Genomic DNA, 10373 nt, shown 5'->3' on the forward strand with positions numbered 1-10373 from the left:
GCCCCTCCGCTCCCCCCCCCCGCCCGGCGCCCCCCCCCCCAGCCGCCCCCGGTGGGGGGGGCTCCACCCGCGTCCGGTGGGGTTCCGGGTCCCCCCCCCCCCCCCCCCCCCCCACACCTCCGAAGCTCAGGCGATGCGGTAGCCCCTTCAGCCGCCGGCGACCGACGGGATGATCTGCACTTCCTTCGCCTCGGCGAGGGAAGTCTTCGCACCGTCGAGACGACGGCACTCCTCACCGTCCACATAGAAGTTCACGTACCGCCGCAGCGCACCGGTTTCGTCGCGCAGACGGCGTTCCAGCGCGGGGAACCCGGCGCCGAGCGAGTCCAGGACGCCGTCGAGGGTCGGCGCGTCGACGTCGAGCGCCCCCGCGCCGCCCGCGAGCGGCCGCAGCATCGCGGGCAACAGGACCCGGACCATCTAGACCACCTGGGCCCGGACGCACAACACGTCCGGCAGATGTGCGGCCACCTGATGCCAGGTGTCGCCTCCGTCAGGGCTGGCCCAAACCTCACCGGATCGCGTGCCGAAGTAGATGCCGTCCCGCGCGTCGACGCACATGCCGTCCCGGAGCACGCCCGCGTAGAAACCCTTGTCCGGCAAGCCGTTTCCTAGCCCCGTCCAGGTCTCGCCCGCGTCCTCGCTGCGGTAGACGCGGCAGCGGCCCTCCGGCGGGAAGCGGAGAACGTCGGCCACCAAGGGGAAGTTGTAGACGGTGTCCGGTTCGGACGGATGGACGACCATGGCGAACCCGAAGTCGTTCGGCAGACCGCCGGCGATGGACTTCCACGTCTTCGCGTCGTCGTCGCTGCGGTAGACGCCGCCGTGGTTCTGCAGGAAGAACCGTTCCGGCCGCGCCGGATGCATCGCGACCTTGTGCACGCACTGCCCGAACTCGGGTTCCTCGTCGGGCAGGAAACCCGCGCTGATCCCGCGGTTCGACGCCGTCCAGCTCTTGCCGCCGTCCTCGGTGCGGTAGACGCCGCCCGTCGACATGGCGACGGTGATGCGCTGGGGATCGGTGGGATGCGGCAGGATCGTGTGGATCATCTGGCCGCCGCCACCGGGAGTCCAGTGTGGACGGTGCTCGTGATCCCACAGCCCGCGCACGAGTTCGAACGTCTCGCCGCCGTCCTCGGACCTGAACAGCGCGGACGGCTCGACACCGGCGTAGACGACGTCCCCGGCGAGCACGATCTGCCAGATGCCTTCGAGCGCGGTCTCCGTGTCGGCGGGGAAGGCCACCGGGGCGTGATCGGGTTCGGACCAGGTCTCACCGAAGTCCCCGGACGTCGCGATCGTCGGCCCGAAGTGTTCGTTGACCGCGGCCGCGTAGACCTTGCCGGGGGTCAGCGCGACCGCGCGCACGGCCTCCATCGGGAACTTCGGCTCGGAGAGTTCCCAGTTCTCGCGGTCCTCGCTTCTCGCGAGGAACAAGCCCTTCCTGGTACCGATCCCCAGCTGGAACTCCACGACGCCGTCCTCCTCGTTCCGGTTATGTGACCCAGGTCACCGTACTACCGGAAGCGCGTGAAATGGAGGCGTCGCGCCGGCTGCTGTCCAAGGGGTCGTGGCCTTCGCCTTCTCGGGAGAACGAGGGTCACAGACGAGCAGCCGGCGCGACGGGCTTCGGGGGCGGTCAGGTCCCGCTGATCAGGCGCAGGGCGAGATCGGGGCTGAACTGACCGGCTTCGACGTTCGGCGCGATCCCGCATTTGCCGTCGGAGTCGCCGGGCACCTTGACCCAGAGCAGCATCTCGGCGCCGCCGCCGGTCTGCGAGGTCGCCCCGAGCTTGCGCCCGGCCGGGTTGCACCACTCGGAGCCCAGCGGGCCGTTGCCGTTGCGGCTCGTGTCGATCACGAACGGCTTGGTGTAGCCGTACTTGCTCGACAGCGCGGCGCTGACGGCCTTGCCGTAGTTCGCCGAGTCGGTGGTGGTCTTGTAGTTCGACACGTTGATCGCGAGACCGCGGATCGACTTCACCCCGACGGCGTTGAGCCGGTCGGCCATGGTCGCGGCGGGGATCCAGGTCGAGTTGCCGCCGTCCATGTACGCCCAGGTGTTCGGCGCCTTCGCCGCGAACTGCTCCGCGGCGTACTTGAGGAGGTCCAGGCGGGTCTGACGCTCGGACGTGGGCAGGCAGTCGACCTGCGCGAGCGCGTCCGGCTCGATGACGACGACCGCGGGCTTGCCGCCGATGCCGTCGGCGAAGTTCGAGATCCAGGTCCGGTACGCCTCCGGGCTGCCCGCGCCGCCACCGGAGTGACCGCCGCAGTCGCGGCCGGGGATGTTGTACGCGACCAGGATCGGCAGCTTGTCGGCGACGTCGGCGGCGTAGGTGTAGCCGTCGACGGCGGTCTTGATGTTCCCGCTCCAGTTGCCGAACCAGCGTGCGCCCGCCTTGGTGGAGATGGCGGCCTTGATCTTGTCGGCGGTGCTGCCCGGGTGGTCCTTGACCCAGACCGCGGGGTTGGAGTTCGGGTCGACGTAGAAGCCGTTGGTCTTTTCGAGCGGGTTGCCGTCGGCGGCCATGGCCGGCGTGGCGACCAGGGCGAGCAGCGAGGCGGCCAGCAGACCGAGCGTCTTGATGCGCATGCCTGCCAGCTTCGGGCCCTCCCGTACAAGATTCGTACAACCCACGCGTTTCGTCCTCCGGACGCGTCCAGAGGACGAAACGCGGCGGGGATCAGGCCGAGTAACCCTTCGGCGGGATCAACGTGGCCAGCTGATTGAAGGTGAGCCAATAGATCTGGTTGCCGCCGAAGTTGGCCGGGTCGGCGATCTTCACCGTCATGTTGTCGCTGTTGTAGCCGATGATCGTGAAGTAGTGGTAGATCGTGTAGTTCGGGTAGCCGGGCGGGTGGTTGTTCGCCGGGGCGACGATGTTCGCGACGATCGCGTAGCCCTTGTCGACGTCGAGCACGATGTCGCGCCACAGGAGATCACGCTGCGCCTGGGTCGGCGGGTCGTTCGGCATCTCCTTGGTCTCGTACCAGCCACCGGCGACGTGATTGTTCAGGACGCGGGTGACCTGCCCGATCCAGTCGGTGCCGTTGGTGCTGGTCGGCAGTTCGTTCGCGAGCTGCTGCTGGCTCGGCGGATTGCCGTTCTTGGCCGAAATGGCGATCCGGGTGGCGGCCGGGCCGCACCAGTACCCGGTCTCCTGGATCTGATACTGGATGTTGAGCTCCGCGGCCGCCCGGACCCCTTCGACCTTGGCCGGCGGCGCCATCGACGTCACGTCGACGACGGCGTTCTCACCTTGAGCGACGGCCACCGCCGGAGCGGTGATCAGTGCGGACACCGCGAGCGCGGCCACGACCGCGGTCCTGAGTCGGCGCATGATAATCCTTCCCCAGTTTCACTTTTGAATGGTGAATAGTGCACATGATCGCCGGTCCCGCGGTCTTTGTCTCCGGCTTCACCTGCGCTTTCCCCGGTCGGCCCACGACGAAAGTAGGATCGGATGAACGCACCGAGGGGCATCGGGCAATAGCGATCGTGCAGGTGATGAAAGACGATCACGAGCAGGCCGGCTCGCGTGGACTGGACAGGCCGGATCTCGGTGGTCCCGATCCCGCACCCGTCTTCGGCATGCTCTTCGACGCCCACGCGGCCCCGCTGCAGCGCTATCTCGCGCGCCGCGTCGGCACGGAGACCGCGCACGACCTCGTCGCCGAGACGTTCCTCGTGGCGCTCCGGCGACGCGAGACGTACCGCCCGGAGGCCGGGACGGCGCGGGCGTGGCTCTACGGCATCGCGACGAACCTGTTGCGCCACCACGTCCGCACCGAGATGAGGGCCCTCACCGCGACGGCGAGGCTCGCGGCCGCCGACCAGACGGTCTCGGCCGGACACGACGGCCGCGTCGCCGAGCGGGTCGACGCCCAGACCCGCGCCGCCCAGCTGGCGGGCGCACTGGCCGAATTGAGCGTCGCGGACCGTGACACCCTGCTGCTGGTCTCGTGGGCGGGCCTGGATCCCGGCGAGGTCGCCGAAGCGTTGGGGATTCCCGCCGGGACGGTGAGATCACGGCTGCACCGGATCCGGAGATGGCTGCGCGCCAACGCACCGGAGTCCACAAAGGACGGATCGAGCAAAAAGGAGGAGGGCGAAAGTGCACGGCGATAGCGTCAGGAAGGTGTGGTCGGAGGCCGAACTCGACGAAGCGCTGGCCGGCCTCCACGCCGCACCGGAAACCCGGCAGGACGAACTTTCCCGGGCCAGGGCGGCACTCTTGCGCGCGGCGGGCGAGGTCGAGGACGAACTGCTCCCGACACTCGCGCCCCCGGTGAGGAAGCGGCCCGGCGCGTGGCGATGGATCGCCGCGGCGGCCGCCGCGGCGCTGGTGTCCGGCGGGGGGATCGTGGCGATGAACGCCTTCACCGACGGCGACGGCCCGGCCCCCGCGGGCCAGTCGGTCACCGCCTCGGCTGAAGACGCGCTCGAATCCCTCCGCGGCGACGACTTCCCGCTTCGCGCCGACCAGTACCGGCTCGTCACGGAGTCCACCTGGACCACGCACGTCACCAAGTCCGGGCTGGTCTACCAGACCCACGAGATCGTCGAACGCTGGCTGCCGGTCCCGGGCTGGAAGCCCGCCAAGACCCGGTTCACCGCGACCGGCGAGATCCGCTGGATCAAAGGCGACTACCAGACGGCGATGAGAGACGGGGAACCGCTGCCGGGGCCGTCGTCCTCGGTCAGCGTGGACGGTATCCCGCCGCCGACCGCCACGACGTCGCCGGCGCCTCCGGTCGTCCCGCCCCGGAACCGCCTGCCGTCCGAGAGCGGATGGACACGGCCCGACCCGGACTTCCTCGAGGAATTGCCCATCGACCCGGGGAAGATGGCCGAGCGGCTCCGCCACGACGGCATTTGGCCGGACGGCCGCCCCTCGGGACAGCAGAACTCGGCGCCCGAGATGTTCGAGATGGCCTTCAACGTGCTTCGCTCGTCCCAGGGCTACGGCGCGCAGCGGGTGGCTCTGTGCAAAGCGCTCGCGAAGATGCCCGGCATCGTCGTGGACACCGTGGCCACCCCCGACGGGCGGCCCGCGTTGTCCTTCTCGGTCACGCTCCCGAACCAGACACGCACGTTCATCGTCGACCGGGCGACGGCGGCCGTCGTCGGGAACCGGGCCGTCCGGCCGAACGACAAGAAGGAAGGCTGGCCGGGGCTGACCTTGTTCGACACCACGATCTCGGTGGTGATCACGGACGACGGCGGCCCCTAACGAGCGTGCTTCGCGGCGTTGAGCGCGCTTCCGACGTCCGCGACCTCCAGCACCCGGATCCCCGGCGGGATCTTGCCGGAATCCGGCGGCACCAGCGCATAGGTGAAGCCGAGCCGGGCGGCCTCCGCGAGCCGCCGCCCGACGCTCGGCACCCGCCGGACTTCGCCCGAGAGCCCGACTTCGCCCATCGCGACGAGTTTGGGCGAGAGCGGGGTGTCCCGCGCCGACGACATCAGCGCCAGCACCACCGCGAGATCGATACCGGGCTCGGTGATCTTCATGCCGCCCACCGTCGCGACGTAGACGTCCTTGTCGCCGACCTTGATGCCCGCCCGCTTCTCCACCACGGCCAGCACCATCGCGACGCGTGCCGAATCGAGACCGCTCACCGCGCGCCGGGGCTGCGGTGACTGGGTCGCCGACACCAGCGCCTGCACCTCGCCCAGCAACGGCCGCTTGCCCTCCATGGTCACCGTGACCGCGGTGCCCGCGACCGGCTCGGCGGTGTGACTGAGGAAAAGCCCCGACGGGTCGGGCACGCCGACGATGCCCTCCTCGACCAGTTCGAAGCAGCCGATCTCGTCGGCGGCGCCGAACCGGTTCTTGATGCCGCGCAGCATCCGCAGCGTCGAATGCTTGTCGCCCTCGAACTGCAGGACGACGTCGACCAGGTGCTCCAGCACCCGCGGCCCGGCGACCGAGCCGTCCTTCGTGACGTGCCCGACCAGCACGATCGGCAGCCCGCGTTCCTTGGCCAGCGCGACCAGCCCGGAGGTGACCGCGCGGACCTGGGTGACCCCGCCCGGCGCGCCCTCCACCTGCGGGGAGGCCATGGTCTGGACCGAGTCGACGATCAGCACCCCCGGCTTGACCGCGTCGACGTGGCCGAGGATCGCGGAGAGATCGCTCTCGGCCGCGAGGAACATCTCGTCGTGGACGTTGCCGGTGCGCTCGGCACGCAGGCGCACCTGGCCGGCCGACTCCTCACCCGTGACGTACAGCGCGCGGCCCGCGGTGGCCGCCCACTGATAGGCGACCTCCAGCAGGAGGGTCGACTTGCCGACACCGGGCTCGCCCGCGAGCAGGATGACCGCGCCCGGCACGAACCCGCCGCCGAGCACCCTGTCCAGCTCGGAGACACCGGTGGGCTTCGCGCGCGCCGTCTCGACGTCGACCTCGCCGATCGGGCGCGCCGGGGCGCTGGGCGCACCGGCCGCGACCCTGGCTATCGCGGGGCGGGCGTCGCCGCGTTCTTCGAGCGTCCCCCACGCCTGGCATTCGGGGCAGCGCCCGACCCACTTCGGCGCCTCGTACCCGCATTCACCGCAGCGGTAGGTACTGCCTTTCTTGACCACCCCGCGAGGCTAGCGGCCACCACCGACAAACCCCGGCAACGACGGGCTGAAGGGGCCCTTCACCGCATGGGACGCAGCGAAAGGGCCCTTCACCGCGTGACATGCGGTGAAGGGCCCTTTCGGCTCTGCTTCGGAAGACTAGTGCCCGCCGCCTTCGGCCTTGGGCTTCTCCGGCGCGGGGGCCCGGCTGCCCGGGTGCGACGGCGCCGCGACCGGCAGGTCCAGCGTGATCGAGCCGGAGTTCTTGAAGACGAAGGTGACCTTGACGGTCTGGCCCGCCCACACCGGCTGCTTCAGCCCCTGCAGCACGATCGTGGCCTTGCCCACCTCTTCGGGGCCCGCGGACGGCGTGACCGTCCCGGCGACGCTCGACGACGGGGCGCCGGACTCACTGCTCGACGGGGCACCCGACGAGGACGGGGCGCCGGAGGACGACGCAGGAGCGGACGCCGGGGCGCTCGTCGGTGCGACCTCCTTGGTCGACTCGGCCGCGTCCGAGGGGCCGATCACGAGCGCGTGGCTCGCGACGACGACCTTGTCCCCGGTGATCTTGGCGTCGCCGGTGGCGGCTTCGGAGGAGACCGAGACGAGCTCGTCGTCCAGCTTGCCCTGGTTCACGATGGTCAGCGTCAGCGGCGCGGCGGCACCGGCCGGGTACGCCTGCCCCTCGGTCGGGAACTGGAGCGCGGCGTTCCGCAGCACCAGATCCTTCGCGTGCGCGTATGTCCCGTTGACCGCGGGCTGCTGCGAGTCGGTCTGGGTGATCTGACCAGCACCGCAGCCGGCGAGCACGAGCGCGGCGCCGAGCGCCAGCACACCTGCGCCGAACACGCGACGATTCTGCAGCCTCACGTCGGAGTCCTTCCATCTCACGGCCTCTTCACCGCGAAGACTAGCCGGGCGCCTTCGCGGACCGAGAACCCGGTGCGTGTTGGCACCCCACCAATGCGGTGACGTGCCCAAGATCAACCGTCCACAAAGGATTTGGAAATCGTTCGCTTCTCACCAGCGTGAGCATGGGCGAATTGGGTTTGTCAACCCCCGGGCGGACCACCGCCAGGCCGCTGACCTGCGACGACGATCGCGGGCCACTAGGTGGGCCTCGTCGGCACGTGCTAAGATGAATTCAGCGAAAGGGGCAGAGGACACATGGTTTTCAAGGTCGGAGAGACCGTCGTCTACCCGCACCACGGTGCCGCACTCATCGAAGCCATCGAGACCCGCGTGATCAAGGGCGAGGAGAAGAAGTACCTCGTCCTCAAAGTCGCGCAAGGGGATCTTACGGTTCGCGTGCCCGCTGACAACGCCGAGATCGTCGGCGTTCGTGATGTCGTCGGGCAAGAAGGACTGGACAAGGTTTTCGACGTTCTGCGTGCTCCGCACACCGAAGAGCCCACCAACTGGTCTCGTCGGTACAAGGCCAACCTCGAGAAGCTCGCCTCCGGCGATGTGAACAAGGTGGCCGAAGTGGTGCGCGACCTCTGGCGGCGAGAGAAGGACCGCGGACTTTCAGCCGGCGAGAAGCGCATGCTGGCGAAGGCGCGGCAAATTCTGGTCAGCGAGCTGGCGCTCGCGGAGGGCACCGACGAGGACAAGGCTGAAGTCCTCCTCGACGAAGTTCTGGAAACCGCGGCAGTCTGAACCGGCGGGTGTCCCACGCCAGGTGAGGCTGCGGGGGATACCTCTACGATCGCGCGTATATGAACACCGTCCATATGAGCACGATCGTGTTCGTCACTGTCGTCAGTCACCATGCCTCCGACGCGGAGCTCGCTCTCGCGCCGGTCAATGGTGAAGCGCTACTCACGCACACTGTGCGGGGGCTGCTCGCTCTGCCGGATCTCGATCTGGTGGTCGTAGCGGCCCCCGAGCGGTGTGCTGATTTGTTTTCGGCCGCTTTGAGCGGCTTCGAGAAGCGTTGCCGGATAGTACCCGGCTCGTCGATCAAGCATGCTTTCGACACCGTCGAAAACGAAATCGCCGGAAACCCCGTCTTTCTCGTGCACGACGCCTTGCGCGCCTTCACTCCCCCGGACACGGTCCGTGCCGTCGCGGACGCGGTCCGTGCGGGATCCCCCTTCGTGGTTCCCGTGCTGCCGATGGCGGACACCGTGAAGGTGACTGATGCGGCGAAAGTGATCACTGGGACCGAAGACCGCGCATATCTGCGTACGGCGCAAACGCCGCTCGGCTTCACTCGTGAGACTTTTCTCTCGTATGCCGCCAAGCCGTCTCTCGACGGCGCGCACACCATCGCCGGGCACCCGGACGCGATGCGCGTCACCAATTCGTTCGAACTGAAGCTGGCCGAGGCGATCGCTGTGGCCGGGGAAGCAGAGGAAACCCTGTGAGGGTTGGGAACGGCGTCGACGTCCACCCCGTCGAGGCGGGCCGCGAATGCTGGATCGCCGGGCTCCTCTGGCCCGGCGTCGACGGTTGCGCGGGTCACTCCGACGGCGACGTCGCGGCGCACGCGCTGTGCGACGCGCTGCTCTCCGCGGCCGGGCTCGGTGATCTCGGCGCGGTGTTCGGCACCGGCGATCCGCGCTGGGCGGGCAAGCACGGCGTCGAATTCCTCGCGGAGGCACGGCGTCTGGTCGAGGCGGACGGCTGGACCGTCGGGAACGCGACCGTCCAGATCGTGGGCAACGCGCCGCGCGTCGGGAAGCGCCGCGAAGAGGCGCAGAAAGTGTTGAGCGAAGCCGTCGGCGGGCCGGTGAGCGTCTCCGGGACGACGACCGACGGCCTCGGCCTGACCGGACGCGGCGAGGGCATCGCGGCGTTCGCGACGGCACTGCTGCTGCCCTCGCAGGAATAGCCGCGGCCGGAAGCCGGTTCGGGCTGTCATGGCAGTCACACTTCCCGAACCGGTCCGCGAACTGGTGGACGGCAAGAACTTCGCGACCGTGGCCACGCTGGACGCCGACGGCGGCCCGCAGACCTCGGTCGTCTGGGTGGGCCTCGACGACGGCGATCTGGTCTTCAGCGCCACCGAAGACCGGCTGAAGGTGCGGAACCTGCGCCGTGATCCGCGCGCGAGCGTGTCGATCACCGACGCGGAGAACCCGTACCGGCACACGCAACTGCGCGGCACGGTCACGATCACCCCGGATCCCGGGAAGACACTGCCGAAGACGCTCAGCCACAAGTACCTCGGCCAGGACCCGCCGCCGGAAGGCGACGAGGTCGAGCGGTGATCGTCCGCCTGCGGGTGGACCGGATCGCCGGGAACGTCCGGTGATTAGGCTCTCGGCATGGGTGTGACCTTCAACGACGCGACCAAAAAACTCCTCGACGGCAACAACTTCCCGGTGCTGGCCACCATCAACGCCGACGGCTCCGCGCAGACGTCCGTGCTGTGGGCGAAGCGGGACGGCGACACGGTGGTCTTCGCGACCGTCCGCGGCCGTCTCAAGGAGCGGAACATGGCCAGGGACCCGCGGGTGTCCGTCTCGGTCTTCGACCAGGAGAACCCGTACAACTACGTGGAGATCCGCGGGACCGTGGAGATGACCGACGAGGGCGGGCGTGAGCTGATCGACGAGCTGTCGCACAAGTACCTCGGCAAGGACTACCCGGAGGAGCCGGCGGAGGTCGTCCGCGTGCTGGTCCGAATCACGCCCACGAAGATCACCGGCAACGCCGCCTGACCCGTCCTCGTGAGTGGCGAGGACGGTTCTGACCGCCTGTGCTGTTTCAGGACCTCACGGACAGATGTGTTTCAGGACTTGTCGGACAGTTTGGTGTTGAGTGGTTGGTAGCGTACTGCTCGGTTGAGGGT

The 10373-nt window shown here is 69.0% G+C and carries 13 protein-coding genes; 7 read left to right on the forward strand and 6 right to left on the reverse strand.

All coding sequences use genetic code 11. The annotated features are described in order from the left end of the window. Positions 1-147: 147 nt before the first annotated feature. The 4 genes from ACIRGA_RS29410 to ACIRGA_RS29425 form a co-directional block, all read right to left on the reverse strand. Positions 148-420, reverse strand: a complete 273-nt coding sequence (locus ACIRGA_RS29410) for a MoaD/ThiS family protein (protein WP_400946869.1) — start codon at positions 418-420, stop codon at positions 148-150. Then, the gene (locus tag ACIRGA_RS29415; protein WP_400946872.1) at positions 421-1473 is read right to left on the reverse strand and encodes an exo-alpha-sialidase; all 1053 of its coding nucleotides are present in this window, start codon (positions 1471-1473) and stop codon (positions 421-423) included. A 166-nt stretch (positions 1474-1639) separates the two neighbouring features. Continuing rightward, on the reverse strand, positions 1640-2596 hold the full coding sequence (locus tag ACIRGA_RS29420) for a glycoside hydrolase family 6 protein (protein WP_400946875.1): 957 nt from the start codon (positions 2594-2596) through the stop codon (positions 1640-1642). Between the two features lie 91 nt (positions 2597-2687). Continuing rightward, the gene (locus ACIRGA_RS29425) at positions 2688-3344 is read right to left on the reverse strand and encodes a C39 family peptidase (RefSeq protein ID WP_400946877.1); all 657 of its coding nucleotides are present in this window, start codon (positions 3342-3344) and stop codon (positions 2688-2690) included. Positions 3345-3502: 158 nt separating this feature from the next. On the opposite strand from ACIRGA_RS29425, the gene ACIRGA_RS29430 reads away from it, so the two are divergent. Both ACIRGA_RS29430 and ACIRGA_RS29435 read left to right on the forward strand, forming a co-directional pair. After that, complete coding sequence (locus ACIRGA_RS29430) at positions 3503-4132, forward strand: RNA polymerase sigma factor (RefSeq protein ID WP_400946879.1); 630 nt, start codon at positions 3503-3505, stop codon at positions 4130-4132. Further along, entirely contained in the window at positions 4119-5237 is a 1119-nt protein-coding gene (locus ACIRGA_RS29435) for a CU044_5270 family protein (RefSeq protein WP_400946881.1), read from the forward strand. The genes ACIRGA_RS29430 and ACIRGA_RS29435 overlap by 14 nt, the downstream gene beginning before the upstream one ends. Here the strand turns inward: ACIRGA_RS29435 and radA are convergent. Together radA and ACIRGA_RS29445 are read right to left on the reverse strand one after the other, a co-directional pair. Beyond that, positions 5234-6592 carry a DNA repair protein RadA gene (gene radA / locus ACIRGA_RS29440; protein ID WP_037335382.1) on the reverse strand — a complete coding sequence of 453 codons (1359 nt, stop codon included), beginning with the start codon at positions 6590-6592 and terminating at the stop codon, positions 5234-5236. The genes ACIRGA_RS29435 and radA overlap by 4 nt on opposite strands. Positions 6593-6730: 138 nt before the next feature. Continuing rightward, positions 6731-7444, reverse strand: a complete 714-nt coding sequence (locus ACIRGA_RS29445; RefSeq protein ID WP_400946885.1) for a hypothetical protein — start codon at positions 7442-7444, stop codon at positions 6731-6733. A gap of 297 nt (positions 7445-7741) precedes the next feature. Here ACIRGA_RS29445 and ACIRGA_RS29450 point away from each other — a divergent pair, with 297 nt between their 5' ends. Genes ACIRGA_RS29450 through ACIRGA_RS29470 form a run of 5 tightly spaced genes read left to right on the forward strand, consistent with a single transcriptional unit; the run spans position 7742 to position 10242 of the window. Then, positions 7742-8233 (forward strand): CarD family transcriptional regulator, encoded by a 492-nt coding sequence (locus ACIRGA_RS29450; RefSeq protein ID WP_005165253.1) that lies wholly within the window; start codon positions 7742-7744, stop codon positions 8231-8233. Positions 8234-8292: 59 nt separating this feature from the next. Beyond that, the gene (locus tag ACIRGA_RS29455) at positions 8293-8943 is read left to right on the forward strand and encodes a 2-C-methyl-D-erythritol 4-phosphate cytidylyltransferase (protein WP_400946887.1); all 651 of its coding nucleotides are present in this window, start codon (positions 8293-8295) and stop codon (positions 8941-8943) included. Further along, the gene (gene ispF / locus ACIRGA_RS29460) at positions 8940-9410 is read left to right on the forward strand and encodes a 2-C-methyl-D-erythritol 2,4-cyclodiphosphate synthase (protein WP_400946889.1); all 471 of its coding nucleotides are present in this window, start codon (positions 8940-8942) and stop codon (positions 9408-9410) included. Before ACIRGA_RS29455 ends, ispF begins: the two co-directional genes overlap by 4 nt. Before the next feature lie 28 nt (positions 9411-9438). After that, positions 9439-9789, forward strand: a complete 351-nt coding sequence (locus ACIRGA_RS29465) for a PPOX class F420-dependent oxidoreductase (RefSeq protein ID WP_400946891.1) — start codon at positions 9439-9441, stop codon at positions 9787-9789. Positions 9790-9846: 57 nt separating this feature from the next. Continuing rightward, positions 9847-10242: a PPOX class F420-dependent oxidoreductase gene (locus ACIRGA_RS29470; protein ID WP_400946894.1), complete on the forward strand. Its 396-nt coding sequence runs from the start codon at positions 9847-9849 to the stop codon at positions 10240-10242. The last annotated feature ends 131 nt before the right edge of the window (positions 10243-10373 follow it).

Origin of the sequence: Amycolatopsis sp. NPDC102389 (assembly GCF_044765885.1) — a bacterium.
GTDB lineage: Bacteria > Actinomycetota > Actinomycetes > Mycobacteriales > Pseudonocardiaceae > Amycolatopsis.

What these genes read in the sequence shown, in the direction of transcription:
- ACIRGA_RS29465 (WP_400946891.1), top strand. Translation starts at nt 9,439, where the DNA reads ATGGCAGTCACACTTCCCGAACCGGTCCGCGAACTGGTGGACGGCAAG.
- ACIRGA_RS29455 (WP_400946887.1), top strand. Translation starts at nt 8,293, where the DNA reads ATGAACACCGTCCATATGAGCACGATCGTGTTCGTCACTGTCGTCAGT.
- ACIRGA_RS29470 (WP_400946894.1), top strand. Translation starts at nt 9,847, where the DNA reads ATGGGTGTGACCTTCAACGACGCGACCAAAAAACTCCTCGACGGCAAC.
- ACIRGA_RS29420 (WP_400946875.1), bottom strand. Translation starts at nt 2,596, where the DNA reads ATGCGCATCAAGACGCTCGGTCTGCTGGCCGCCTCGCTGCTCGCCCTG.
- ACIRGA_RS29410 (WP_400946869.1), bottom strand. Translation starts at nt 420, where the DNA reads ATGGTCCGGGTCCTGTTGCCCGCGATGCTGCGGCCGCTCGCGGGCGGC.
- ACIRGA_RS29450 (WP_005165253.1), top strand. Translation starts at nt 7,742, where the DNA reads ATGGTTTTCAAGGTCGGAGAGACCGTCGTCTACCCGCACCACGGTGCC.
- ACIRGA_RS29425 (WP_400946877.1), bottom strand. Translation starts at nt 3,344, where the DNA reads ATGCGCCGACTCAGGACCGCGGTCGTGGCCGCGCTCGCGGTGTCCGCA.